The organism is Streptosporangium jomthongense (assembly GCF_042650425.1).
Taxonomy (GTDB): domain Bacteria; phylum Actinomycetota; class Actinomycetes; order Streptosporangiales; family Streptosporangiaceae; genus Streptosporangium.
Map to the genome: position 1 here is coordinate 141,655 of NZ_JBHSBC010000019.1, position 25,066 is coordinate 166,720.

Sequence of the window (25,066 nt, forward strand, 5' to 3'; positions counted from 1 at the left end):
GTGCCCTGAACCTCCCCCAGCCTCTTCTCTGTTCTTCCGTGATCCCAGGTGACCCCCGCATGGGCGCACGGAAGTCGTCATACGGCGCCGCCGTTCAGCGGTCGAGCGCCGCCCGCGCCGCGGGCAGGGCCACGGCCCTGTCCTCGGCGACCAGCCCGATACGGGTGCGGCGGTCGAGCAGGTCGTCGACGTCGAGGGCGCCTTCGTGCCTGACGGCCCAGACCAGCTCGGCCCGGGTCACCCCGGTCGGCAGCGGTTCGGCCAGTGCCGGGTCCTCCCGTGTCAGTGCCTGGACCGCCGCCGCCTCACTCCCGTAACGCTCGGCCAGTCGTCCGGGTGTCCCGCTTCCCCCGGTCGCGCCGACCAGGGGCAGGCGGGCCGTACGGCTGCCGCCCGCCGGCAGGTCGCGCAGCCGTACCGCCAGGTCGACCGCGTCCTGCGCCATCCGCCGGTAGGTGGTCAGCTTGCCCCCGGCGACCGTCACGACCCCGTCGCGGGAGACCGAGAGCGCGTGCCTCCTCGACAGGTCCGCGGTGCGTCCCTCGGCGTCGAGCAGCGGGCGTAGCCCGGCGTAGGCCCCGGCCACCTCCCGCCTGCCGACCGCCGTTCCGAGCACCGAGTTGAGCACGCCGAGCAGGAACGTCACGTCCTCCTCCGGGACCGAGGGCACGTCCGGCACCGGGCCTTCGACCGGCTCGTCGGTGAGCCCCACGTGAACCCTGCCGTCGGCTTGGGGGAGCACCAGGACGAACCGGTTGGCCTCGCCCGGGATCGGCACGTGCAGCCCGGCGGACAGGCCCGGCAGGGTCTCGGGGCGCAGCACCAGATGGCTGCCGCGTGAGGGCCGCATCCGGACCTCGGGGACCAGCGTGCCCGCCCAGACGCCGGTCGCGTTGACGACCGCCCTGGCCCGGACCGTCAGGACCTGCCCGGTCAGCTCGTCGCGGACCAGCGCCCCGTCCCTCGTCAGTTCGAGCGCCCGGCACCGGGTCAGGATCCTGGCGCCGTGCGCGGCGGCCGTCCTGGCCAGCGCGACGACGAGTCTGGCGTCGTCGGTCAGCCGCCCGTCCCAGGACAGCAGCGCGCCGCGCAGGCCCCGGGACTCCAGGCCGGGCACCAGGCGCAGCGCCGTCCCCGCGGAAACCCTTGAGGGGCCGGGCAGCAGGCGCCTGGGCGTGCGCGCGGCGATCCGCAGCCCGTCTCCGAGCCGGTAGCCGGTCATCACCGTCGCCGCCCGGCCCCGGGAGACGGACGGGGTGAGCGGCAGCAGGTACGGCTGGGCCCGTACCAGATGGGGGGCGGTGCGGGTGAGCAGGACGCCGCGTTCGACGGCGCTCTCCCGTGCCACCCCGACCTGTCCTCTGGCCAGGTAGCGCAGGCCGCCGTGGACCATCTTCGAACTCCACCGTGAGGTGCCGGAGGCCAGGTCGCCCGCGTCGATCGCCGCGACGGACAGACCCCGCGAGGCCGCGTCGAGCGCGGCGCCCGTCCCGGTGACGCCGAGCCCGACGACCAGCACGTCGACCACGAGGCCGGGGAGTCCGGCCAGCTCGCGGGCCCGCCGCGCCGCGTTGAGGGAGGAGTTCACGGCCGCAGGTACCTCTCCAGGAGTTCGGTCAGCTCGGCGTCGAGGGCGTCCCCGGTGAGCGGGGCCAGCAGTACGGGGCCGGACAGCAGGAACGACTGGGCGGTGAGCACGACCGTCCCGGCCAGCCGCGCCGGGTCACCGGGCCGTACGGTGCCCCGCTCCTGGCCCCTGGCGACGGCCGAGCCGACCAGCGAGAGCATCACCTCGTGGCTGGCGCCCCTGCGCCACAGCAGGTACGGCAGGAGCAGTTCGGGGTCCACCTCGACGATCTTGCGCCAGAGCGGGTGGCCGCGTAGCGCGCCGACGGTCGCGACCGCGGCGGTCACCGGGTCCTCGGTGGCGAAGCGGCCCGCGACGCGCAGCCACTCGCGGGTCATCAGGTCGGCGACCAGGGCGTGCACGTCGGGCCAGCGCCGGTAGATCGTCATGCGGGACAGCCCGGCCCTGCGGGCCACGTCGGTGAGCGTGGTCCGCCTGACACCGACCGCGAGCACCACCTCCCTGGCCGCGTCGAGCACCGGGTCGGCGGGTGTTCCGCCCTCTACGGGGTCATTGTGACGAATGGACGCCATATGTCACAGTGTAGAGGTGGACACTCCCAAGAAAACAGCCGAGCCCATGCTCTGGTCCGGATGGGGCGACCCCGCCGGGGCCGTCGAGCTGCCCGAGGCCGTACGGTCGCTGCTGCGCGACCTGCTGGGGGTGCGCGCGCCGAGCACCCCCGCCGTCGGGCTCGAAGAGGTGAGGCCGGCCGAGGTCGTGCTCGCGCCGTCCGTCCTCGACGAGCTGCGCGCGGTCGTCGGCGCCGGGCACGTCCGCTCCGACGACGAGAGCCGGATCCGGCACACCCGGGGCAAGTCGACCCCCGACCTGATCCGCCTGCGGGCCGGGGACGCCTCGCGGGCACCGGACGCCGTGGTGCTGCCCGGCTCCCACGACGAGGTGCTCCGGGTGCTGCGGGTGTGCTCCGGCCACCGGGTCGCGGTCGTCCCGTTCGGCGGGGGCACCTCGGTCGTCGGCGGTCTGAGCGCCGACGGGCACGGCTTCGCCGGGGTCGTCGCGCTGGACGTGGGCAGGCTCGACCGGCTCGTCTCCCTCGACACCGAGTCGATGGTCGCCGAGCTGGGGCCGGGGCTGCGGGGGGCCGAGGCCGAACGGCTCCTGGGCGAGCACGGGCTCACCCTCGGGCACTTCCCCCAGTCGTTCGAGTACGCCACACTCGGCGGCTTCGCCGCGGCGAGGTCGAGCGGTCAGGCCTCGGCGGGCTACGGCGGGTTCGGCGACATGGTGGTCGGCATGACGGTCGCGACCCCGCGTGGCACCCTCGACCTCGGCCGTGCGCCCAGGTCGGCGGCGGGTCCCGACCTGCGCCAGGTGATCCTCGGCTCGGAGGGCGCCTTCGGCGTGATCACCTCGCTCCGGCTCCGGGTACGGCGTTCGCCCGCGGAGCGCCACTACGAGGGATGGCGCTTCGCCTCCTTCTCCGAGGGCGCCGCGGCGCTGCGGCGGCTGGCCCAGGACGGGCCGCTGCCGACCGTGCTCAGGCTCTCCGACGAGACCGAGACGATGATCGGGCTGGCCAGGCCGGAGGAGATCGGCGAACCGGTGGCCGGGGCGGGCTGCCTGGTCGTCGCGGGTTATGAGGGCGGGCCCCTGGAGGTCGCCGAGACGCGGGAACGGGCCGCCGCGGTGCTGTCCGAACTCGGCGGAACCTGTCTGGGAACCGAGCCGGGACAGGCGTGGGCGCGCGGCCGCTACGCGGCGCCGTACCTGCGGGACGCGTTGCTGGCGGAGGGGGCGACCGTGGAGACGCTGGAGACGGCGGGCTTCTGGGCCGTTCTGCCCCGGCTCTACGAGGCGGTGCGCGCGGCGCTGACCGCCTCACTCGGCGCGCCGCTGGTGATGTGCCACATCTCCCACGTGTACGCCACCGGGGCCTCGCTCTACTTCACGGTCGTCACGGCGCAGGAGGAGGACCCGGTGGCGCAGTGGGAACGGGCCAAACGCGTGGTGAGCGAGGTGATCGTGGCGGAGGGCGGCACGATCTCGCACCACCACGGGGTGGGACGCGACCATCGGGAGGCCTACGCGGTGGAGATCGGCGAGCTGGGCGGGGAGATCCTGCGCGGGATCAAGGAACGGCTCGACCCGGAGGGGGTTCTCAACCCCGGGGCGCTGATCCCCAGTTCTTGATCTACAACGTAAAGGGCTGGGCCGTCGCGGTGGGCGGTTTCACCACGAAACGGATGCGTCTCCGTAAGATCAACGCCAAGATATGACCATGGTCGATGTCGGGCGGGCCGCCAGGCGCGGGCGTGAGGTCTCCTCGCGGGTCTCAGAGGAGGGCGCGGGCTGGTCCTGCGCCCAGATGGGCACCTTCAGGGCCCTGGTGCCCGACAGGAAGACCTTCAGCTGGCTCAGCCCGCGCGTGCTGTGGAAGTCGAGGAACCAGGTGCTCGCGGGCCTGTTCGGCGACCCCTCGGGACAGGCCAGGGCGCGCTGGGTCGCCGCGCAGCTCGAACGGGGGGTCGACCCCTCCCTCCGCGTCCCGATGGACGTCGGGCCCGAGTTCTCCTTCCTCCTCCTCGGGGACACCGGGGAGGGCGACCTGTCGCAGTACGCCGTCGTCCCCGGCATGCTCAAGATCGGGGCGGACACGGCCTTCGCGGTCATCGCCAGCGACGTGATCTATCCGGCGGGCGCGGGCGACGAGTACGAGGACAAGTTCTTCCGCCCCTACCAGGACTATCGGGCGCCGATCTACGCGGTCCCCGGCAACCACGACTGGTACGACGGGCTCGGCGGCTTCATGCGGGTCTTCTGCGACGCGCCCGCGCTCGAACAGGAGCGGCGCGGGTTCAGGATGTCGCGCTCGGGGCTGCGCGGCACGCTGTGGCGTGAGCCGGAGGCGATCGACGAGGTCCGCCTGACCGGCGCGCGCAAACTCAGGGCCCGCCCCGAGCAGGGTACGGCCCAGCCCGCGCAGCCGGGGCCGTACTGGGCGATGGAGACGCCGAGCCTGCTGATCGTCGGCGTCGACACCGGCATCCACGGCGGCCTGGACCGGGAGCAGGGACGCTGGCTGCGCGAGGTCTCCCGGGACCCACGGCCCAAGATCCTGATCACCGGCAAGCCGATCTACGTCCGCAACGACTACAAGCCGTCCGGGATCGAGGGCGGCGGGACGATCGACGACGTCGTCACCGACCCGGCCAACAACTACGTCGCGGCCATCGGCGGTGACGTGCACAACTACCAGCGCTTCCCGGTCAGGGTCGGCGACCGGACGATCCAGTACATCGTGGCGGGCGGTTCCGGGGCCTTCATGCACGCCACCCACACCACCCCCAGGATCACCGTCGGCGGGGTGAACGAGGACGACTACCGGTGCTACCCGCTGCGCGGCGACTCGCTGTCGTTCTACAGCAAGCTCTACAGCGAACGGCTGCGCATGCGCTGGCTCTACCTCACCCCGGAGGAGGGGGTGGCGCTGATGTCGCGGCAGATCGGCAACACCCCGCCGAGGGACATCGGGCCGGTCCCCATCACGCGCAGGATGCGCTGGGCGGCGCGGATCCTGGGCGGCTGGCCCATGCCGTTGCGGCTGCCCGTCGGCAAGACCTTCCACCGCTACCTGTCGGAGCTGTCCGACTGGGACACCCCGCCGTTCTTCAAAAGCTTCCTGCACGTGTCGGTGACCCCGGCCAGTCTGCGGATCCGCTGCTTCGCCGCGACCGGCTGCCTGCCGCAGGAGATGGAGCCGCCGCTTGAGGACGAGGTCGAGATCCCGCTCACCTGACGGGAGGCGCCTGACCGGAAGTGTCGGTCCCGCGTGACAGGCTGGCCGGATGAACGTGGCAGTCGCCGCGGGGCCCGGCACCTCGGGGGTGCTGCGCCCCGAAGGGCAGGGGTCCCGGACGGTCGCCGATCTGGCGGCGGCCGTACGGGAGCTTGAGACGGGGGCGGGGACGCCCCGCTGGGTCTGGGCCGACACGCGGGAGGTCTACCCGGCGCTGTTGCGTGAGGGGGTGTGGCTGGGGCGCTGTCACGACCTGGCCCTCACCGAGGGGCTGCTGCTGGGCTACGAGGGGCGCCACGGCGAGCCCCGTTCGGCGCGGGCCGCGCACGCCAGGCTGCACGGCCTGCCGGTGCCCGAGGAGCATCCCGGGCCGCAGGCCAGGCAGGCGACGTTGTTCGACGAGGAGGCGCCCCCGCCGGACGCGGACCTGGTGGCCGAGGTCCACGCCGACCAGCTCAGGCGGATCGAGGCCCTTCCCGAGCCGGGACGGTTCCGGCTGCTGGTCGCCGCGGAGTCGGCGGGGGCGCTGGTGGCCGCCGAGATGGCCCACGAGGGCATGCCGTGGCGTCGTGACGCGCACGACGAGCTGCTGACCGACCTGCTGGGGCCGCGTCCCGTGCACGGCATGCGCCCGGCCAAGCTCCAGGCTCTGGCCGACGAGCTCGCGCGGGCCTTCGGCGGCCCGTTCAACCCCGACTCCCCGCAGCAGATCGTCAAGGCGTTCAAGTCCGCCGGTCTGTCGGTGACCTCGACCAGGGCGCGGGAGATCAAGGAGGTCGACCATCCCGGGGTCGCGCCCCTGCTCGCCTACAAGGAGCTGGCCAGGATCCACAGCTTCCACGGCTGGACCTGGGCCGACCAGTGGGTGCGGGAGAACCGCTTCAGGCCCGAGTACGTCGTGGCCGGGGTGGTCTCGGGGCGCTGGGCGACCAACGGCGGAGGGGCGTTGCAGATCCCCAAGGTGATGCGCAGGGTCGTGGTCGCCGACGAGGGCTGGACGCTGGTCGTCGCCGACGCCGCCCAGCTGGAACCCCGGGTGCTGGCCGCGATGGCGGGTGACCGGGGCCTGGCGGCGGCGGCCGGGCAGATCGACCTCTACCAGGCGCTGGCCCGGGCGTTCGGCGGTGAACGCGACCACGCCAAGATCGCCCTGCTGTCGGCGATGTACGGCGGGACCAGCGGCGACGCGCCCAAACTGCTGGCGGTGATGCGCCAGCGCTTCCCCAGGGCCTACCGGTTCGTCGAGGACGCCGCCAGGGCGGGGGAGGAGGGCAGGCTGGTCCGGTCCTGGCTGGGCCGTACCTCGCCGCCGCCCTCGGCACGCTGGCGGGAGCTGGTCTCGGGGCCGGAGGGGGCCAGGGCGGCGCGTGACTGGGGGCGCTTCACCCGCAACTTCGTGGTCCAGGCGACCGCGGCGGAGTGGGCGCTGGCGTTCATGGCCGTCCTGCGTGGCCTGCTGCCCCCTCCGGCGGCGCTGGTGTTCTTCCAGCACGACGAGGTGATGGTGCACTGTCCCGCCGAGCTGGGCCAGGAGGTGGTCGAGGCGGTCGGCAGGGCCGCGGAGGAGGCGACCGGGCTGCTGTTCGGGGACACGCCGGTGCGTTTCCCGATGCACGCCGTCGCCGTGCGCTGTTACGCCGACGCCAAGTGAACGGGCCGCAGGACCAGCCAGGCGCCGGTGACGGTCACCATGACCGCGACGGCCGTCCCGAGCACCCCGTAGGACAGGGTGCCGACGACCACCCCGGCGAGCGCCGCGCCCACCGCGCCGCAGACGTTCATCAGCAGGTCCGACACGCCCTGTACGGCGGGGCGGTCTTCGAGCCGTACGGCCTCGCTGAGCATCGCGGAGCCGGAGATCAGCCCGCAGGACCAGCCGAGGCCGAGCAGCGTGAGCCCCGCCGCCACCCGGGCGACGTCGTGGGGTCCGGCCCCGCCCGCCAGGACCGCGGCGGCCAGCAGGAACCCCATGCCGAGCACGAGCACTCTGACCCGGCCGATCCGGTCGGAGAGCCAGCCGACCACCGGGGACAGGATGTACATGCCCGCGATGTGCAGGCTGAGCACGATGCCGATGACCGAGTAGGTCGCGCCGCCGTGGCCCAGGTGGACCGGCGTCATGGACATGATCGACACCATCGCCGTGTGGCTCACCGCGATCGCGGCCAGCGCCCGGGAGGCGCCCGGCTCCCGGCGCAGGGTCCGCCAGGCGGTGCGCGGGGTGCCGCCCCGCCTGGGGCCTCCCTTCTCCGGGGCCGCCGGGTTCTCCGCAGGGGCCAGGGAGCGGGCCAGGAGCAACGGGTCGGGGCGCAGACCGGCCAGGATGACGACCAGGGCGACGGCGAAGGCGATCAGGGAGAGCGCGAAGGGGCCGGTGTCCGGCGCCAGGCCGAGGGAGCGGCCGAGGCGTTCCACGGGTTCGGCCAGGTTGGGGCCGGCGACGGAGCCGATCGTCGCGGCCCACACCACCCACGCCAGGTGCCGGGCGGTGTGCCCGGGCGGGGACAGGTCGGTCGCCGAGTAGCGGGAGGCCAGGCTGCCCGCGCCGGCGCTGCCGAACAGCACGAGCCCGCCGAGCAGCAGCGGCCATGACCGCACGGTGACGGCCGCGAGGATGATCACGCATCCCACCAGGGCGCAGCCGTAGGCGAGGGCCAGCCCGGCCCGCCGTCCGCCCTTGCCGGAGGTCCTGGCGGTCGGCAGCGCGAGCAGGGCGGCGCCGAGGACGGTGGCGGTCCCGGCGAGCCCGCTGATCGTCTTCGAGCCCGACAGCTGTGCGACGACCAGGGAGCTCAGGGTGAAGCCGACGGCGGTGCCGATCCCGCTGGCGATCTGCGCTACGGACAGTACGACGAGCGTTCGCCGCTGCACCACGGCTGCTTTCCGTGTTTCTTTATAGGAAATGGCGCTATTTGTGGGGGTTGCGGTCACAAATGAATTTTGTCATCACTTATAACGTTTTATCGGGTGGGATGGTGGGGGTCGCTCAGGCGTTCGGCTGGAACGTGGAGAAGAAGACCCGCCGTGCCTGGGTGCCCCGGTCCCAGTCGAGATCCTGGGCGGTGAACGAGATCAGGTAGGCGCTCTGCCCGTCCACCGCGACATAGCGCGTCAAACCATGCATGGGGACGGCCCCGGGAGACCTGACGTAGGTGTACTCCCAGTCGGCCGCCCGCCACGAGCCGTACGGCACCGTCTCAACCCCGACCTCGGTGTACTCGTCCAGGTCGTCCTTGGTGATCCCGTCGAGCGCCGCGACCGGGTCGGTCACCGCTGTCTGGGAGACGACGACGCTCTGCCCGCTGTTCCTCGGCCCGTGGAAGGTCACGACCCCGTCGGCCTCACGCACCGTCCAGCCCCCGGGCAGCGCCGCCGAGACACCCCCGGCGCCCAGGGTCCGGTAACCGCCGGGGATCTCGGCCCGGGACGGCGACGGCGCGGCCGAGGAGGGGGCCGGAGCGGCCGGGGAGGGAGCCGCCTGCGGGGTGGCCGAACCGGGGAGGAACAGCAGGAACAGTACGGCGGCGACCGCGGCCAGCGCCGCGACCGCGCAGACGGCGATCAGCAGGGGAGCCGGACGGCCCCCGCGCATCCAGGGGCCCTCGTTCACGGCCCTGCGCCGCGCGCTCCTGCGGCCGCCCGCGGCGGGAGGCCGTGTTCCGGCCAGGGTGTCCTCCTCGTCACGTCCGCGCGCCGAACGCCGCGCCGAGGCGGGAGGAGCCTCGGGAAGGTCGACGAAGGAGCCACGCCCGAGACCGGAGGCCGGGCTGCGTAACGCGTCGTACCCGCGGCCGTGCCCCGTCTCCTGACCGTCGGGGCGGGTGGCGGGGCGGCCGTCGGGATGGACGGCGGAGGTCCCGGAGACGAGCCCGGGCGCGTCGTAGGGCACCCGGACAGGCCCGGAGGGGGTCTCGATGATCCGCGAGGGCAGCGGTCCCGTCGGCCCCGAAGGTCCCGGCGGTCCCGGCGGCTGGGCGGGCGCGGACTGCGTGAACGAGGTCTGGGAGAACGGTGAGAACTGGGCGGGCTGCGGGGCCGCGGGCCGCACCGGGGTGAGGACCTCGGGCGCGGGCGGCGCGGTGGGCAGCTGGTCGTGGGCCGCGGAACCGTGGCTGCGCAGCACCCGGCCCAGCAGCTCGGAGACCTGTCCGGCGGTCATCCTGTCCGCCGGGTCCTTGCGGAGCAGGCCCTCGATGACGGCGATCAGCGCCCCGGCCCGCTGCGGCCGGTTGGGCTCCTGGGTGAGGATCGCGCCGAGCACGGCCACCGCGTCCGGCCCCTCGTACGGCGGCCGCCCCTCGACCGCCGTGTACAGCGTCGCGCCGAAGGACCACAGGTCGGCGGCCTGGGTGATCGGCTTGCCGGACAGGCGCTCCGGCGGGATGTAGGCGGGCGAACCCATCAGCAGGCCCGTCTGGGTGACCGAGACGTCGCCCTCTATCGCGGCGATGCCGAAGTCGGTGAGCACCACCCGGTCCGAGGTGAGCAGCACGTTGCCCGGTTTGATGTCACGGTGCAGCACCCCGGCGCCGTGCGCGTGCCGCAGCGCGTCGAGCACGCGGACGGCGATCTCGGCGGCCTGCACGACCGGCAGCGGACCGTTGCGCCGTACGGCCTGCTCAAGGGACCAGGCGCGGACCAGCTCCATCACGATCCAGGGACGGCCGTCCTCCTCGACCACGTCGTGGACCGTGATGATCCCCGGATGGCTGAGCCGGGCGGCCGAGCGTGCCTCGCGCAGCATGCGCCGGTGCGCGGCGTGCATGCCCTCCTCGTCGAGACCGGGCGGGAGGATCAACTCCTTGACCGCCACGTCACGGTCGAGCAGCACGTCGTGCGCGTGCCACACCACACCCATACCGCCCCGGCCGACCGGTGAGATCAGGCGGTAACGCCTGCCGACCAGCCTGCCCTGCGCCTCCGCCTCGGTCGTGCCGATGGTGTCGCCCTCCGAACCCATGGGGGGCCCTCCCGGCAGACGATCGGTCGTCCTGCCTCGTCCCCGCAACCAACCCTATGCGCAAGGTTGGACACGATATCGGGATCGTGTCAGGCAACGGAAGTCGGCGGCCCGCCGGTGACGGCGACCTCGGTGACGGCGACCTCGGCGACCTCGGCGAGCGCGGCCAGCGCGGAGGTGAAGGCCGAGACGGGCGGGGTCACCAGGCCCGCGCCGACCTGTCCCGTGCCCGCGACCCTGCCCGCGATGCCGGTGTTGACGACCGGCAGGAGGCCGGTCCTGGCGACCAGCGTCACGTCCACGCCGACCGGGGTGCCGCGGAAACCGAGCCCGGGGATCCGGTAGACCGGGTGTTCGGCGAGGGTGATCTCGTACATGGAGAGGGTCGCCTCCGTCGCGGCGGCCACCTCCCCGCCGACGAACCGGACGATCGCCGGGGCCGCCGCCATCGCGAAGCCGCCCAGGCCCGCCGTCTCGGTGATCGTGGAGTCACCGATGTCGGGGTTGGCGTCCCGCGGGCCGTACGCGCCGAGGTAGAGACCGTCGGGCACGGCGGCGGGGCCGGTGAACCAGCGCTCGCCAAGCCCGGAGACCTGCACGCCGAAGTCGGTGCCGTTGCGGGCCATCGCCACGACGAGGCTGGAGCCGGGGACGTCCCTGGCGGCGTCCGCGCTCACCTTGCACGCCGCCATGGCCGCGTTGAGGAAGAAGTGGTCGTTGCCGCCGACGAAGCGCAGCACCTCGGCCGCGTGCAGGGGAGCCGTCTCGACCAGGCCGCAGGCCAGCTCCCGCACCAGCAGCGAGGTGGCGGCGCGGTTGCGGTTGTGCAGCTCGTCACCCATCTGCAGGGCCTGCGCCATCAGCGCCCCGAGGTCGAGCGGCCCGGACGCCCGCAGCGTCTCGCGCAGCGCGGGGCCGAGCACCTCGCCCATCCAGCGCAGCCGCCGCAGCACCCCGTCGTCGTAGGCGCCGTAGCGCAACACCCTGCCCAGGCCCTCGTTGAGCGAGCAGCAGGCGGTGCCGCCGTTCTCCTCGTCACGCACCTCGAACATCCACATGGACGGGCTGACCACGCCCGCCATCGGCCCGACCGCGCCCCACCCGTGGCAGGGCTCAAGGCGGACACGCCCCTGTTCGAGCAGCCGCAGCGCCTCCTCAGGGTCCCCGGCCAGTCCTTCGAGCAGCACCGCCCCGGTGAGCGCGCCGCGCAGCGGTCCCGAGGCGCGTTCCCAGCGGATCGGCGGGCCCGCGTGCAGGAACGTGCCCGGCGGCAGGCCGAGGGCCTCATCCGCCCGCCGTACCCCGACGAGGTGGGGCCTGGCCGACGTCATGCGGCCGAGCGCCGTCGCGTTCGCGCGGGACCTGCGGGGGTCGGCCAGCACCCGTGCGACGTCGTCCCCGGTGCCCGGCAGCGGCGGACGCCAGTCGACGGCCATCCTCGGTACGGCCTGCGCGTCCAGAGCCTCCCCGAACACCTCGGCCCCGGCCGTGACCACCCTGGGCTCCCCGTAGAGGGCCGGCAGCAAAGCCGGAGTCGCCGGAGTCACCGCGCACCCGCCAGAAGGGCCGCCGCGTACCCGGCCGCGTGGGCGTTGGAGACGAAGACCGAGGCGCCCGCCGCCCGCAGCGCCTCCGCCTGGGCGGTCAGCCCCTGCGGGTCGTCACGCGAGCCGACCAGCGCCACCACGACCGGCACGCCCCGGGCCACGGCCGAGGCGATCCCGGAGGCGAGCCCGGCGGCAGGGTCGGGGTCGGCGGCGTGTCCGAGGACCACGTCGAGCAGCGCGACGTCCCCCGCAGGCACCCGTGCGAGGGCCTCAAGGCGCAGGGAGGGGTCGATCATCGGGTGCGCCCTGCCTCGGGTGTAGACGTCGTCGCCGAAGTCGGTGAACTCCCCGGTCCCGGCGACCGTCCTCGCCTCCGCGCACAGCGTGCCCCCCGAGTAGACGCCGCGCAGCGTCCCGGCGGGGCCCGCCCGCGGGCTCACGGGTGCGGGCCACGAGGGCCACACCGGGACCGGGACACCCAGGGCCCGCAGTACGGCCTCCGCCGCGTGGGTCAGGTCGCCGGGGCCGCCCCCGGAGTCGCAGGTGAGGGCACAGCCGGAACCACCGCCGGACCCGAGCAGCGCCGTCACGACCGGGGTGGACAGCGCCCGCGCGGCCCGCCGTACGGCCAGGCCGGTCTCGGGGGCGGGCGGTTTGGAGACCAGCACGATCAGCTCGGTCGCGGGGTCGGCGTCGAGCGCCGCCAGGGCACGCAGTGTGGACAGCCCGGCGACCTCGGCGGACAGGTCCCTGCCGCCGACGCCGAGCACGTGGCTGACCCCGACGTCGGCCAGGTCCAGCAGACAGGTCACCTGCTGGGCGCCCGTCCCCGAGGCGGCGACGACGCCGACGGGACCGGGCCGCAGCACGTTCGCGAAACCGAGACCCGCGCCGCAGACCACCGCGGTGCCGCAGTCCGGCCCCATGACCAGCGGGCCCAGCTCGGCCGCGCGCCTCTTGAGCAGCACCTCCTGCTCGACGGGGACGTTGTCGCTGAAGATCATCACCGAGAGACCGGCCTCGATCGCGTCCATCGCCTCGGCGAACGCGTAGGGCCCCGGCACCGAGACCAGCGCCAGCGTGGCAGCGCCTTCACCGCTCTCACCGGCCCCGCGCAGCGCCGCCGAGCGCACGGTGCGCGCGGGCCGTTCCCCGCCGCCTCCCTGAACGGTTCGTACGGTGAGGTCCGTGAGCAGCCGGTCCAGCTCGGCGCGCGCCGTCTCCAGGTCATCGGGGCCCGCGCCGCGCAGCGCGACCAGCAGGTCGCCCTGTCCCGCCTCGGGCAGCGCGAAACCCAGCCCGGCGGCGAGGCCGAGGTTCAGTTCGGTGGCCATCGCCACCACCGCCACCTCGATCCCGGGCAGCGCCGACAGGGCCCCGCTGACCCGCATGAGGCTCACCGAGTCGTGGTAGACCCCGGGGCGCACCCGGACCAGGTCGGCGCTCAACGGCCCGCTCCCGCAAGCCCGGCCACCGCGGCGAGACCGGCGCGCACCCCCCACGCCAGGTCGGCTCCCGAGGTGTGGCCGATCTGGAACAGCCGGTGCAGCGCGGGTTCGAGCGCCTGCCGCCCGGCCAGGCCCCGCAGTACGGCCAGCACCTCCCCGCACGCCTCACCCCTGGCGGCGCAGTGCAGCAGCGCCGCGGAGATGGGCGTCGTCCGCTCACGGGCTTCGAAGGTGACCGCCGCGGCCAGCCAGTCGGCCAGCCACACGGCCCGGCCGACGCCCGAGGCGGTGCCGAGATGGCGCAGCGCGACCAGCAGCCCGGCGATCATGTCGTCACCGCTCGGGGTGAGGCCGGGGCCGAGACCCACGAGCTGCTCGGCGGCCGTGACGCCGCGCAGCAGCGAACCCTCCGCGCACCCGAGCGCGAGCCGTACGGCGGCGTCGTTGCCCTCAAGCCCGGGACGTCTCGGCGAACGCTCGCACAGTCCGGAAAGCACCGGCAGCCAGGAGGCCAGCAGCGCGGGCTCGACGGGACCGAGCGGCGGCGCCGCGTCCCACCAGCGGTGCGCCCGCAGGCCGAGGCCGCCGAGCTCGATGGAACCGTCACCGACCCACGCCTCCTCGCCCACGGCGACCCGGGGCATCGGGCCGTTGATCACCATCGCGTTGGGCAGCCGGACCGCGTCCCCCGAGAGCACCGCGACCACGTGGGGTTCCAGCTCCGTGCGGACCTCAAGGTAGATCCCGGCGGGGAAGGCCGCGAGCACCCGCGCGGGGCGGCGGGGCGACTCCAGCAGCGCGCGCAGGGCCGTGCCGGCCGCGCCCGTCGCGTGCGCGCGTACATGTCCTGGCTGGACGCCCCGGCTCCGCCGGGCCCTCGGACGCGCTCCGACGGTCATGAGCCCTCGCCTGCCTTTCACCGTGCCGTGCTGTGCCGTGCTGTGCCGTGCTTGTGCCGCGGTCGTGTCGTCACCGTGTCGCGCGGCTGTGACCGGCCAGGACGCCCCCGTTCCACTGAGCCGACGGTAGAACGCCCGGCGAGCTCGCCGTACGGAGAAAGGTGCCAACAGAAACCCCAAAGGTTGGTTCTTCCTGACAGACGGCCTTATCGGTGACAATCACGTCATGGAACCTCCTGTACGGCTGGCGAGCACCGGAACCATCACCCACGGCGTGGCCGTAGGCGAGGTACTGGGCGCCTCGACACTCGCCGGGGCCAGGCTGCTGGCCGGAGGACGCGGCCTCGGCAGGATCGTGCAGCGGCTCAACGTCATGGAGGTTCCCGACATCCTCGCCTGGGTGAAGCCGAACGAGTTGCTGCTCACCACCGGCTACCCGCTGCGTAACACCCCGCAGTCACTCGACCGGCTGGTCAGCGACCTGGACGAACGCGGCCTGGCCGCGCTGGGCATCAAACTCGGCCGCTATCTGGACCGGCTGCCCGAGGAGATGGTCGAACAGGCCGACCGGCTCGGGTTCCCGCTCATCCAGCTCCCCGAGGACGTCGGCTTCGACGACATCCTCAACCAGGTCCTCACCGACATCCTCAACCGGCAGGCCGCGGCGCTGGCCAGGGCGGAGGAGGCGCACCGGGCGCTGGTCCAGGTCGTGCTCGCGGGCGGCGGGCTGGGCGAGGTGACCGAGGAGGTGGCCGGGCTGCTCGGCGCCGCCGTCGCCGTACTGGACGGGGCGGGGCAGGTGCTGGCCGCGGCGGGGCCCGCCGAGCAGGTGGCCGGGCTGCGCGCGTCGGGAGCGCGGGACCGGGGGGAACACCTTTTCGTCCCCGTCGTCGCGGGCGGCCACCACCACGGGCGGATCGTCGCCTGCGCCCCGCCGAGGCCGGGGGAGAACGACATCGGCATCCTGGAGCGCGCGGCCACCGTGGCCGCGCTCGTGATCACCAGGCAGGAGGCGGTGAACGCCGTCGAGAGCAAGTACCGCGCCGACTTCCTGCGCGACGTGCTCACCGGCAGGGCGGGCAGTGCCGAACGGGTCGCCGCGCGGGCCAAGGCCTTCGGCTGGGACCTGCGGCGCCCGGTGACCGTCCTGGTCGCCGAACTCGACCCGGACGGCGACGAACGCGTCGCCCAGGACAGGCTGGTCACCTGCTGGACCAGCGCGATGCGCCGTCACGACGGGCACGGCGCGGTCGCGGGCTTCTCCCACGAGGTCGTCGCGGTCGTGGACGCCGCCGTGGACACCACCCGCCTGGCCAGGGACGCCGTCGCCGCGTTCGCCGAGTGCCTGCCCGCGACCTTCTCGACCGGCGCGAGCCGTACGGCCGCCGGGATCGAGGTCCTGCCGGAGGCGTACGGCCAGGCCGTGAAGGCCGCCAGGGTCGGCCGCCAGCTCCACGGTCCCGGCGCGGTCGCCCACTTCGACCAGCTGGGGGTCTACCGGCTGCTCTCCCTGGTCAGCGACACCGAGGAACTGCACGCCTTCGTCCGTGAGACCCTCGGCCCGCTCGCCTCCGACACCGACGCCGACAACGGCGACCTGCGCAGGACCCTGCAGGTGCTGCTGGAGACCAACCTCAACGTCGCGGAGACGGCCAGGCGGCTGCACTTCCACTACAACACCCTGCGCTACCGGATCGGCAAGCTGGAACGGATGCTGGGTGACTTCACCGAGGACGCCCATCTGCGGCTGAACCTGACCCTGGCCCTGCACGTCCTGCGGATGCGGGGCATCTAGACTCACGGGCGTGGACGAGACCTTTGAGCTGGAAACCGACTACATTCCGTTGTGCGACCTGCTGAAGTACTGCGCCGTGACCGACACGGGCGGCCAGGCCAAGCACTTCATCGCCGAGGGCAACGTGACGGTCGACGGGCGGGTCGAGCTCCGCAAGACCTGCAAGATCCGCGCCGGACAGGTCGTCGCCGGGGACGGCTTCGAGATCCACGTGGTCGCCCCCGGCGGCTGACCGTCACGCCGGGCCGCTCCCCGAGGGGGACGGCACGGAGACCGGGGAGAGCCTGGCCGCGGACGTGCCGAGCCCGGAGGGCCTCCTGAACGCGGCGACCCCCGCCGGGGCCGGGGCCGGGGCCGCCGGAGCCGGTGCGGGGGAGGAGGGCACGTCGCGCGCGGCGGCGGGGCGCAGGCGCAGCGCCGAGGTGCCCGGCCCCGAGGGCAGGAACCGGGAGACCACCGTCGCGGGCACCACCGCGGACACGGAGCCGTGGTGGTGGCGGCGCAGCTCGGCCTCGGTGTACCGCGCGCACCTGCGGTGCCACTCCAGGATTCCCGACATCCACTCCTTGAGGCCGTCGGCGTGCCGGGTGAGGACGCCGCGAACCTCGTCGCCGAGGCCGAACTCCTCGAACATCGCGGGCAGGTCCTCCTCGACGATGTGCTGGAACTGCCGCATCCGCGCCGTCATCAGGTCCGCCACGACGTCCCTGGCGGTCAGCCGGTCCACCTGGAGGAAGTTCTCCACGACCAGCACCATGTTGTGGACCTCACCCTCGAACTCGACCTCCTTCTGGTAGGAGAACAGGTCGTTGGTGAAGGTCGCGTAGTCCTGGGCGGCGGTGTCCAGCTCACGCATCACCCTGGTGTGGTACAGCTCGGCGGGCACCAGGTCGTAGTGCGCGAGCTTGGCCAGGCTCATCGTCAGGCCGGAGCCGAACGTGTCGCGGCGCATCTCGACGTAGTCGACGGGGTCGGGGACCCGGTTGCCCGTCTGGTTGCCCAGCTCCCACAGCCAGCTGCTGGTCATCGCCTCGATCGCCGCGCGGAAGTCACGCCTGGCGGCCTCGTTCATCGGCGCGGCCGTACGGTGCCACAGGTCGGCCAGGCCGCGTTCGAGCGGGTTGAGCGGCTCGGGGACCGCGCCCAGGTCGATCGGCATGAACAGGCCGAGCCGCTCGTCGCAGAGCTTGGCCGCGGCCAGGTCACGGGAGGCGCCGAAGACCACGGGGTAGTAGTCGTCGCCGTAGGTGCCCCAGGACAGCCAGTCGGACGACAGATTGAGCTGTTCGAGACTCGCGTCGGCGTGGATCATCGAGGCGCAGTGCGCCAGGTCGAAGAGCAGGAAACGCCGCTCGTCCCAGACGCCGCCGGCCTCGACTCCGGGGATCGCGTCGAACAGGCCGACCCGGCGCGCCCAGCCGACCGAGTCGCGGCGGGCGGCGTCCAGGTGGGGGCTGATGCGGACGGGATAGGGCATGTGGAAGTCGGGTAGCGGCAGGTGCCCGACCGGCTCGAAGGGCCGGTGGGACTGCTGGCGCGTCCTGCGGGCCAGGCCCGGCGTCAGCGCCGCGGTCGGCAGCCGCGCGGCCGAGGTGCCCAGGCCGAGCGGCCCCCTGGAGACGCCGGGGGAGGTGACGGCCCCCTCGTTCATGTAGCGGCTCGACCTGGCGTGCCACTCGTGGCCGCCCGACTGCCAGTCCTGCAGGCCCTTGACGTACAGGCCGACCGCGACCTGCTCGTCCGGGGGCAGGGCGTGCTCGGCCAGCAGCGCCGGGATCTCGGCGAGCGCGGTGTCCTCGAACTGCAGCAGCCGTGAGGTCAGCAGTTCGTTGACCAGTTCGGCGGCCTCCTGGGTCGGGCAGTCGAGGAAGCGCTCGAAGACCAGGACCGCGTTGGAGTTCTCCCCCTCCTCGCGGACCTCGCGCTGGTAGGAGAACAGGTCGTTGCGCAGGTGCACGGCGTCGGAGAAGGTGTCGCACAGCACGTGCAGCGGCCTGGTCCCGGCCAGGACGTCGGGGATCTCGGCGCCGACGGCGTACTCGACGAGGTTGGCCGACCAGGGTGCCCCGCCGACCCTGCGCCGCATCTGGATGTACTCGATGGGGTTGGCGATCCTGCCCTGGTCGATGTTGTGCAGCTCCCACATCGACTCGATCATCAGGTTGTGCGTGCTGGTGATGAACCGCCGCCGCCACCCGGCCGACATCGAGGGGATCGTCCGCCTCCACAGGTCCTTCAGCCCGGCCTCCGCGGGGTTCTCCGGCTCGGGCGGCTCCTGGCCGTCCACGGTCATGAACAGTTCGAGCCGGTCGAGGTGCGCCTTGGCGCCGCGCAGGTCACGCGAGTGCTTGAAGTGCTCAAGGAAGTGGTCGTCGAAGAAGAACACCCAGACGTACCAGTCGGTGATCAGGTCCAGGGCGGGGCCGTCGCAGTCGGGGTGGGTGTAGGCGCACATCAGCGCGTAGTCCATCTTCGCCAGCGCCTGCTCGTCCCAGACAAGACCGCCACCGGGCTTGGGGGAGTCGAGCATGCCCATCTCGCGGGCCCAGGCGTTGCTGTGCGCGCGGGCACGTTCCAGATGCGGATTGAGCCTGGCGGGGTGCGGGATGTAGAAGCCGGGCAGCGTGAAAGCCTGCATGGGGGCGCGCCTACTCTTCTCTGGGGCCGATCAGGACGGTTCACTCAAAGTCGCGAAAGCGCCACTCACCGTACTGCATCACATGGTCGTACCGGGAGTTCTCTGACCAATCTCTCCAACCTCCCCATGATCACACAGCTGGGTTTCGCACGTGGTGCCTACGGGAAACCCTCCGTAGACCCTCGCCCGTCCGTGGCGCGGGCCGCGACGACGGCATGGGAGTTCGCCGGAGGGAAGCCTGCGGGGCGGCCGCCGACCGACGGCCCGGTGAGAGGTGGGGCTTGATGGTTGCGGGGTGGACCAAACACGGGGACGGCAGGACCCTCGCACCCGGTGAGGTCGTCAAACCGGACGAGCGGATGTCCTGGCCGCGCATGGTCGGCTTCGGCGCGCAGCACGTCGTGGCGATGTTCGGCGCGACGTTCGTCTTCCCGCTGGTCATGGGTCTCGACCCCAACATCGCCATCATGTTCTCCGGCGTCGCGACGATCATGTTCCTGCTCGTCGTGAACGGCAGGATCCCCAGCTACCTCGGCACCAGCGCCTCCTTCGTCGGCGGGGTGCTCGCCATCAGGTCCCTGTACGGCGGGGACACGCCCGCGGCCGACGCGGTCGTCACCGGCGCCGTCCTCGTCGTCGGGCTGGCGCTGGCCCTGGTCGGCCTCGCCGTACATCGGCTGGGCGTGCAGGTCATCAACCGGGTCTTCCCGCCGGTCGTCACCGGCGCGGTCGTCATGCTGATCGGCTTCGGGCTGGCCTACGTGGTCGCCGACGTCTACTGGCCGCAGGACCAGTGGATCGCGCTGGTCACGATGACCGCGACCTTCCTGTTCCTCGTGGTCCTGCGGGGGTTCGCCGGCCGGATCGCCATCCTGCTCGGCCTGGTCCTCGGCTTCGCGCTGTCCTGGGCGGCCGACCGGGTCCTCGGGGACGTCACCGCCTACAACGCGGTGACCCAGCGGATCGACACCCATCCCAGGGTGAACCTCTCCGCGGTCGCCGACGCCGCCTGGGTCGGGTGGCCGGACACGCACCTGCCGGACATCAGGGTCTCCGCCGTGCTGCTGGTGCTGCCCGCGGTGATCGCGCTCGTCGCGGAGAACGTCGGCCACGTCAAGGCCGTCGGTGAGATGACCCGCACCGACGTGGACCCCTACCTGGGCAGGGCCATCGCGGCGGACGGCCTGGCCACCGCCGTCGCCAGCGCCTTCGGCGGCTCCCCGACGACCACCTACGCGGAGAACATCGGCGTCATGGCCGCGACCAGGGTCTACTCGACGGCCGCGTACTACATCGCGGCCCTCATCGCGATCCTGTTCGGTCTGTGCCCCAAGTTCGGCGCGCTGGTCGCGGCGACCCCGGGCGGTGTGCTCGGCGGCATCACGGTGATCCTCTACGGCATGATCGGCCTGCTCGGCGCGAAGATCTGGGTGGAGAACCGCGTCGACTTCTCCGACCCGGTCAACATGGTGCCGATCGGGGCGGGGATCATCCTCGCCATCGGCCCGGTCAGGCACACCTTCGGCTCGGCCTTCACCCTTGAGGGCATCGCGCTGGGCACCATCGTGGTCGTCGGCGGCTACCACCTGCTGCGGGTGCTGCGACGCGGAGAGCGGGAGGGCGGGGGAGCGGCAGGCGGCCAGGACAGCGGAGGAACGGGCGAGGGAAGGGCGGCCGGGTGAAGCCTCCCCCGTTCGACTACCACGCCCCCCGTTCCCTCGGCGAGGCGCTGGAGATCCTCGCCGCCGCCGGGCGGGAGGGCAAGGTCCTCGCCGGGGGACAGAGCCTGATCCCGATGCTGAACATGCGCCTGACGCATCCCCGGCACATCGTGGACGTCAACGGGCTCACCGAACTGGCCACCGTGGAGGCCGGGCCCGGCGGCGTCCTGGTCGGCGCGCTGGCCAGGCACGCCCAGGTCGAACACTCCGAGCAGGTCGCCGCCGTACAGCCCCTGCTGCGCAGGGCGCTCAGGCTGGTCGCCCACCCGGTGATCCGCAACCGGGGCACCGTGGTCGGCAGCCTGGCGCACGCCGACCCCGCCGCCGAACTGCCCGCCGTGCTGGCCCTGCTCGGCGGTTCGGTACGGCTGGCGAGCGCGGGCGCGACCAGGGAGGTCCCCGCGGGCGCCTTCTTCACCGGTCCCCTCGAATCGGCGCTGCGGCCGGGAGAACTGGCCGTCTCGGCGCTGTTCCCCGCCTTGGCGCCGCGTTCGGGCACGGCCTTCCACGAGGTGGCCAGGCGGCACGGCGACTACGCGGTGGCCGGGGTGGCCGCGCTGGTCGTCCTGGACGAGGACCTGCGGGTCGTCACGGCCAGGGCGGCGTGCGTGAGCGCCGGGCCGGTCCCGGTGGTCGTGGACGTCTCCGGGGCCTGCGGCCACCACCCGTGGGGGTCGGCCGACTGGCGGGGCGCGGCGGCGGTCGTACGGGACGGGACGGAACCGGAGGCCGACATCCACGCGAGCGCGGACTACCGGCGGCACCTGCTGGGGGTGCTGGCCGAACGGGCGCTGACAGAGGCGGCCCGGCAGGCGGCGCAGGAAGCGGAGCGGAAGGCGGCGCGCGGGTGAGGGACATCGCGATCACCCTGACGGTCAACGGGGTCGTACGGCGGGTCACGGTGCCGGGGCGGCGGCTGCTGTCGGACTGCCTGCGGCACGACCTCGGGCTGACCGGCACACACGTCGGGTGCGAGCACGGCGTCTGCGGCTGCTGCACGGTGCTGTTCGACGGGCGGCCGGTGCGCTCGTGCCTGATGTTCGCGGCGAGCGCGGACGGGCACGAGGTGACGACCGTGGAGGGGCTCGCGGAGCCGGACGGCACGCTCTCCCCGGTGCAGCGGGCCTTCGCCGAGTGCCACGGCCTGCAGTGCGGGTTCTGCACGCCGGGGTTCCTGTGCACGGTCACCGCCCTGCTGCGCGACAACCCGGCGCCGGGTGAGGAGGAGGTCGTCGAGGGGCTCTCCGGCAACCTGTGCCGGTGCACCGGCTACCAGAACATCGTCAGAGCGGTCCACCGGGCCGCCGAGATCCTGGCGGAGGAGCGGTGACGACACGGCTGTTCGGGGAGCCGGTACGGCGCAGGGAGGACCCCAGGCTGCTGACCGGCGGGGGCCGCTACCTGGACGACATCGGCGAGGGCGCCTTCGAGGCGGCGTTCGTCAGGTCCCCGCACGCGCACGCCGTGATCCGCGACATAGACGTCTCGGCGGCGATCGACGTCGAGGGGCTGGTGGCGATCTACACCTGGGAGGACCTGCCCGCCCGGCTGGCCGAGCCGCTGCCGCTGCTGATCCCGCATCCGGCGCTGACCCACGGCCGCACCGCCCACCCGCTGGCGCGGGACGTCGTCAGGCACGTCGGCGAGCCCGTCGTGATGGTCGTCGCCCGCGACCGCTACCTCGCCGAGGACGTCTGCGCGCTGATCGAGGTCGACTACGAGCCGCTCACGCCGGTCGTCGGCATCGAGCGGGCGAGGCGTGCCGAGACGCTGGTCCACCGGGACGTGCCGGGCAACGTCGGCGCCCACCTGGTCCAGGAGGTGCGCTCGGCGACCGGACTGGGCGCCCGGGAGGCGATCGAGGCGGCGCCGTACCGGCTGGAGTTCGGCCTGGACATCGAGCGCAGCGCCGCCACGCCCCTTGAGGGGCGCGGGGTGCACGCCCGCTGGGACGCCGGGGACCGGTCGCTGCGGGTGCATTCGAGCACCCAGACCTCCACCAGCGTCAGGATGGCGATCGCCGCCAAGCTCGGCCTGCCGCTGCCCCAGGTCGAGGTCGTCGCCCCGGACGTGGGCGGCGGGTTCGGCGTCAAGATCGTGCACCCCTGGCCGGAGGAGGTGCTCGTCCCGTGGGCCGCCATGCTGCTCGGCCACGAGGTCAGGTGGACCGAGGACAGGCGTGAGCACTTCGTCTCCTCGGCGCACGAGCGCGCCCAGGCGCACCACGTCCGGGTCGGCTTCGACGACCGGGGACGGGTGCTCGGGCTCGACGTGACGATCCTGCACGACCACGGCGCCTACACGCCGTACGGGATCATCGTGCCGATCATCACCTCGACCCAGCTTCCCGGCCCCTACAGGCTGGGCGCCTACCGGGTGGAGTTCTCCTCCCTCTACACCAACACCGTGCAGGTCACGCCGTACCGGGGGGCGGGGCGCCCGCAGGCGGTCTTCTGCATGGAACGGACGATGGACCGCATCGCCCGGCACCTGGGCCTGGACCGTACGGCGGTGCGCGAGGCCAACTTCATCCAGCCGGAGGAGTTCCCCTACGACCAGGGCCTGACCTTCCAGGACGGCCGTCCGCTGATCTACGACAGCGGAGACTACCCGGCGTCGCTGCGCATGCTCAAGGAACTCGTCGGCTGGGACGACTTCCCCGCGCTGAGGGAACGGGCCGCGGGACAGGGACGCAGGCTCGGCATCGGCATCGGCTGCTACGTGGAGGGCACCGGGGTCGGGCCGTACGAGGGGGGTCACGTCCAGATCACCTCCGACGGCCGGGTGCACGTCTCGACCGGCCTCACCTCACAGGGCCAGGGCCACGAGACGGTGTTCGCCCAGATCGCCGCCTCCGAGCTCGGCGTGCCGATCGAACGGGTCAGCGTGGTCACCGGCGACACCCGCAGGTTCGGCTACGCGGTCGGCACGTTCGCCTCGCGGGCGGCGGTGATGAGCGGCAACGCCATCGCCCTGGCCTGCGGGAAGGTCAGGGAGAAGGCGCTGCGGATCGCCTCGGACGCCCTGGAGGCCGACCCCGGCGACCTGGAGATCGTCGACGGGGTGGTGCGGGTCGTCGGCTCGCCGGGCGCGGGCCTGCCGCTGGCCACGGTCGCGGTGCTGTCCAACCCGCTGCGCTACGCCTTCGACGCGGAGGCGGGCCGGGCGACCCAGTTCGCGGGCACCCCGTCCCCGGACAGGCCGCCGGTCGCCGAGGGGGACGAGCCGGGGCTTGAGGGCCGTGGCTACTACTCGCCGATCCGCTCGACCTTCGCCTCCGGCATGCACGCGGCGATCGTGGAGACCGACCCGCTGACCGCGGAGATCCGCATCCTGCGCTACGCCGTCGTCCACGACTGCGGCAACCTGATCAACCCGATGATCGTCGAGGGGCAGATCCACGGCGGGGTCGCCCAGGGCGTCGGCGGCGCGCTGTACGAGCGGATGGTCTACGACGAGCACGGCCAGTTGCTGAACGCCTCGTTCATGGACTTCCTGATGCCGTACGCGACCGAGGTCCCCCACGTGGAGACCGCCCACCTGCGGACGCCGTCGCCGTTGAACCCGCTCGGCGTCAAGGGGGCGGGGGAGGCGGGGGTCATCCCGGTCTCCGCGGTGATCGCCTCCGCCGTCGAGGACGCGGAGGGCATCAGGATCGACCGGATGCCCATCTCCCCGTCGGAGCTGTTCGACCTGCGCCGCTCGGCTTCCCCTGACCGGCGGACCGGTCAGACCGGCTCGGCGACCAGCCTCTTGCGGAACACCCAGTAGGACCAGGCCTGGTAGCCGAGCACGAAGGGCAGCGCGGCCAGGCCGATCCAGGTCAGCATGCCCAGCGTGTACGGCCCGGAGGCCGCCCCGGCGACGGTGAGGCCGGGCAGCGGGGCGGGCCACAGGGCGCCGAACAGGGCGACGCCGCCCAGCGCGAGCGAGGAGGCGGTCGCGGTGAACGCCCAGCCCTCCCTGCCCCGCCAGACCAGCGCGACCCCGGCGGCCAGGGCCGCCATCGCGGTCAGCGCGCAGGCCCACAGCCACGGCGCGGCGGTCCAGTCGGCCACGGCCGTACGGGCCGCGGGGATGCCGGACAGGGCGACGACCGCGGCGGGCACCGCGACCGCGGAGACCGCCATCGCGGTACGTCGGGCCCTGGCCCGTACGGCTCCGGTCGTCTTGAGGGCGACGAAGACCGCGCCGTGCAGCGCGCAGACCGACAGCGAGAACACCCCGCCGACCAGCGCCGCCAGGGCGCTGCCGTGCAGCAGGTCGGCGAAGACGGCGCCCCACAGGAAGGCGGTCAGCCCGCTGCCGACCATGACGCCCAGGTCGCACCAGGCGCGGTCGGAGGCGTGCTGGACCTTGCCCCGCCACTCAAGGCCGACACCGCGCACGATGAGCCCCGCCAGGATCAGCGTGAGCGGCAGGTAGAACGTGCTGAGCATCCCGGCGTACCAGGCGGGGAAGGCGGCGAACATCGCGCCGACCGCGGTGATCAGCCAGACCTCGTTGCCGTCCCAGACGGGGCCGATCGTGCCGAGCACCTGCTTGCGCTCCGCCTCGTTCCTGGAGAGCACCGGGGCGAGCAGCCCGACTCCGAAGTCGAACCCCTCAAGGACGAAGTAGCCGGTCCACAGGAACGCGATGATCGCGAACCAGAAGGTGGTGAGTTCCATG

General features: G+C 73.2%; 18 protein-coding genes. 9 read left to right on the forward strand and 9 right to left on the reverse strand.

The window, feature by feature from the left end; translation table 11 throughout:
- Positions 1–94 precede the first annotated feature (94 nt).
- Both ACFOYY_RS19700 and ACFOYY_RS19705 read right to left on the reverse strand, forming a co-directional pair.
- On the reverse strand, positions 95–1,588 hold the full coding sequence (locus tag ACFOYY_RS19700; protein WP_386190553.1) for a glycerol-3-phosphate dehydrogenase/oxidase: 1,494 nt from the start codon (positions 1,586–1,588) through the stop codon (positions 95–97).
- On the reverse strand, positions 1,585–2,160 hold the full coding sequence (locus ACFOYY_RS19705) for a TetR/AcrR family transcriptional regulator (protein WP_352011336.1): 576 nt from the start codon (positions 2,158–2,160) through the stop codon (positions 1,585–1,587). The genes ACFOYY_RS19700 and ACFOYY_RS19705 overlap by 4 nt, the downstream gene beginning before the upstream one ends.
- A 46-nt stretch (positions 2,161–2,206) precedes the next feature.
- On the opposite strand from ACFOYY_RS19705, the gene ACFOYY_RS19710 reads away from it, so the two are divergent.
- The 3 genes from ACFOYY_RS19710 (at position 2,207) to ACFOYY_RS19720 (ending at position 7,038) form a co-directional block, all read left to right on the forward strand.
- Positions 2,207–3,781: an FAD-binding oxidoreductase gene (locus ACFOYY_RS19710; RefSeq protein ID WP_386190638.1), complete on the forward strand. Its 1,575-nt coding sequence runs from the start codon at positions 2,207–2,209 to the stop codon at positions 3,779–3,781.
- A gap of 88 nt (positions 3,782–3,869) precedes the next feature.
- A complete protein-coding gene (locus ACFOYY_RS19715) occupies positions 3,870–5,387 on the forward strand; it encodes a metallophosphoesterase family protein (RefSeq protein WP_352011337.1) in 1,518 nt (505 codons plus the stop codon).
- A gap of 49 nt (positions 5,388–5,436) precedes the next feature.
- Positions 5,437–7,038: a bifunctional 3'-5' exonuclease/DNA polymerase gene (locus ACFOYY_RS19720; protein ID WP_386190557.1), complete on the forward strand. Its 1,602-nt coding sequence runs from the start codon at positions 5,437–5,439 to the stop codon at positions 7,036–7,038.
- On the opposite strand, the gene ACFOYY_RS19725 is transcribed toward ACFOYY_RS19720, so the two are convergent.
- From ACFOYY_RS19725 to ACFOYY_RS19745, 5 genes are all read right to left on the reverse strand, one after another.
- A complete protein-coding gene (locus ACFOYY_RS19725; RefSeq protein ID WP_386190560.1) occupies positions 7,020–8,261 on the reverse strand; it encodes an MFS transporter in 1,242 nt (413 codons plus the stop codon). The two genes, ACFOYY_RS19720 and ACFOYY_RS19725, sit on opposite strands and share 19 nt — an antisense overlap.
- Positions 8,262–8,373: 112 nt before the next feature.
- On the reverse strand, positions 8,374–10,347 hold the full coding sequence (locus ACFOYY_RS19730; protein ID WP_386190563.1) for a serine/threonine-protein kinase: 1,974 nt from the start codon (positions 10,345–10,347) through the stop codon (positions 8,374–8,376).
- 89 nt (positions 10,348–10,436) lie between these two features.
- Complete coding sequence (locus tag ACFOYY_RS19735; RefSeq protein WP_386190566.1) at positions 10,437–11,843, reverse strand: YlbE family protein; 1,407 nt, start codon at positions 11,841–11,843, stop codon at positions 10,437–10,439.
- 47 nt (positions 11,844–11,890) lie between these two features.
- Positions 11,891–13,342, reverse strand: a complete 1,452-nt coding sequence (locus tag ACFOYY_RS19740) for an FdrA family protein (protein ID WP_386190568.1) — start codon at positions 13,340–13,342, stop codon at positions 11,891–11,893.
- On the reverse strand, positions 13,339–14,241 hold the full coding sequence (locus ACFOYY_RS19745; protein ID WP_352011342.1) for a DUF2877 domain-containing protein: 903 nt from the start codon (positions 14,239–14,241) through the stop codon (positions 13,339–13,341). Before ACFOYY_RS19745 ends, ACFOYY_RS19740 begins: the two co-directional genes overlap by 4 nt.
- 226 nt (positions 14,242–14,467) lie before the next feature.
- On the opposite strand from ACFOYY_RS19745, the gene ACFOYY_RS19750 reads away from it, so the two are divergent.
- Both ACFOYY_RS19750 and ACFOYY_RS19755 read left to right on the forward strand, forming a co-directional pair.
- On the forward strand, positions 14,468–16,036 hold the full coding sequence (locus ACFOYY_RS19750) for a PucR family transcriptional regulator (RefSeq protein ID WP_352011343.1): 1,569 nt from the start codon (positions 14,468–14,470) through the stop codon (positions 16,034–16,036).
- Positions 16,037–16,046: 10 nt separating this feature from the next.
- Positions 16,047–16,268 carry an RNA-binding S4 domain-containing protein gene (locus ACFOYY_RS19755; protein ID WP_352011344.1) on the forward strand — a complete coding sequence of 74 codons (222 nt, stop codon included), beginning with the start codon at positions 16,047–16,049 and terminating at the stop codon, positions 16,266–16,268.
- 3 nt (positions 16,269–16,271) lie between these two features.
- On the opposite strand, the gene ACFOYY_RS19760 is transcribed toward ACFOYY_RS19755, so the two are convergent.
- Complete coding sequence (locus tag ACFOYY_RS19760; RefSeq protein WP_386190571.1) at positions 16,272–18,674, reverse strand: terpene synthase family protein; 2,403 nt, start codon at positions 18,672–18,674, stop codon at positions 16,272–16,274.
- A gap of 284 nt (positions 18,675–18,958) precedes the next feature.
- Here ACFOYY_RS19760 and ACFOYY_RS19765 point away from each other — a divergent pair, with 284 nt between their 5' ends.
- From ACFOYY_RS19765 to cutA, 4 genes are read left to right on the forward strand one after another with little or no spacing between them, the layout of a single operon-like run.
- Positions 18,959–20,356 (forward strand): uracil-xanthine permease family protein, encoded by a 1,398-nt coding sequence (locus tag ACFOYY_RS19765; RefSeq protein WP_386190574.1) that lies wholly within the window; start codon positions 18,959–18,961, stop codon positions 20,354–20,356.
- Positions 20,353–21,246 carry an FAD binding domain-containing protein gene (locus tag ACFOYY_RS19770; RefSeq protein ID WP_386190577.1) on the forward strand — a complete coding sequence of 298 codons (894 nt, stop codon included), beginning with the start codon at positions 20,353–20,355 and terminating at the stop codon, positions 21,244–21,246. Before ACFOYY_RS19765 ends, ACFOYY_RS19770 begins: the two co-directional genes overlap by 4 nt.
- Complete coding sequence (locus ACFOYY_RS19775; RefSeq protein WP_449343619.1) at positions 21,243–21,725, forward strand: (2Fe-2S)-binding protein; 483 nt, start codon at positions 21,243–21,245, stop codon at positions 21,723–21,725. The genes ACFOYY_RS19770 and ACFOYY_RS19775 overlap by 4 nt, the downstream gene beginning before the upstream one ends.
- Positions 21,722–24,166 (forward strand): aerobic carbon-monoxide dehydrogenase large subunit, encoded by a 2,445-nt coding sequence (gene cutA, locus ACFOYY_RS19780; RefSeq protein ID WP_386190580.1) that lies wholly within the window; start codon positions 21,722–21,724, stop codon positions 24,164–24,166. The genes ACFOYY_RS19775 and cutA overlap by 4 nt, the downstream gene beginning before the upstream one ends.
- On the opposite strand, the gene cydB is transcribed toward cutA, so the two are convergent.
- Complete coding sequence (gene cydB, locus ACFOYY_RS19785) at positions 24,124–25,065, reverse strand: cytochrome d ubiquinol oxidase subunit II (protein WP_352011349.1); 942 nt, start codon at positions 25,063–25,065, stop codon at positions 24,124–24,126. The genes cutA and cydB overlap by 43 nt on opposite strands.
- Position 25,066: the final 1 nt, after the last annotated feature.

Excerpts from the sequence above, each read along its gene's own strand:
- ACFOYY_RS19705 (WP_352011336.1), bottom strand. The coding sequence starts at position 2,160 with ATGGCGTCCATTCGTCACAATGACCCCGTAGAGGGCGGAACACCCGCC.
- ACFOYY_RS19710 (WP_386190638.1), top strand. The coding sequence starts at position 2,207 with ATGCTCTGGTCCGGATGGGGCGACCCCGCCGGGGCCGTCGAGCTGCCC.
- ACFOYY_RS19715 (WP_352011337.1), top strand. The coding sequence starts at position 3,870 with ATGGTCGATGTCGGGCGGGCCGCCAGGCGCGGGCGTGAGGTCTCCTCG.
- ACFOYY_RS19720 (WP_386190557.1), top strand. The coding sequence starts at position 5,437 with ATGAACGTGGCAGTCGCCGCGGGGCCCGGCACCTCGGGGGTGCTGCGC.
- ACFOYY_RS19730 (WP_386190563.1), bottom strand. The coding sequence starts at position 10,347 with ATGGGTTCGGAGGGCGACACCATCGGCACGACCGAGGCGGAGGCGCAG.
- ACFOYY_RS19745 (WP_352011342.1), bottom strand. The coding sequence starts at position 14,241 with ATGACCGTCGGAGCGCGTCCGAGGGCCCGGCGGAGCCGGGGCGTCCAG.
- ACFOYY_RS19750 (WP_352011343.1), top strand. The coding sequence starts at position 14,468 with ATGGAACCTCCTGTACGGCTGGCGAGCACCGGAACCATCACCCACGGC.
- ACFOYY_RS19760 (WP_386190571.1), bottom strand. The coding sequence starts at position 18,674 with ATGCAGGCTTTCACGCTGCCCGGCTTCTACATCCCGCACCCCGCCAGG.
- ACFOYY_RS19765 (WP_386190574.1), top strand. The coding sequence starts at position 18,959 with ATGGTTGCGGGGTGGACCAAACACGGGGACGGCAGGACCCTCGCACCC.
- cydB (WP_352011349.1), bottom strand. The coding sequence starts at position 25,065 with ATGGAACTCACCACCTTCTGGTTCGCGATCATCGCGTTCCTGTGGACC.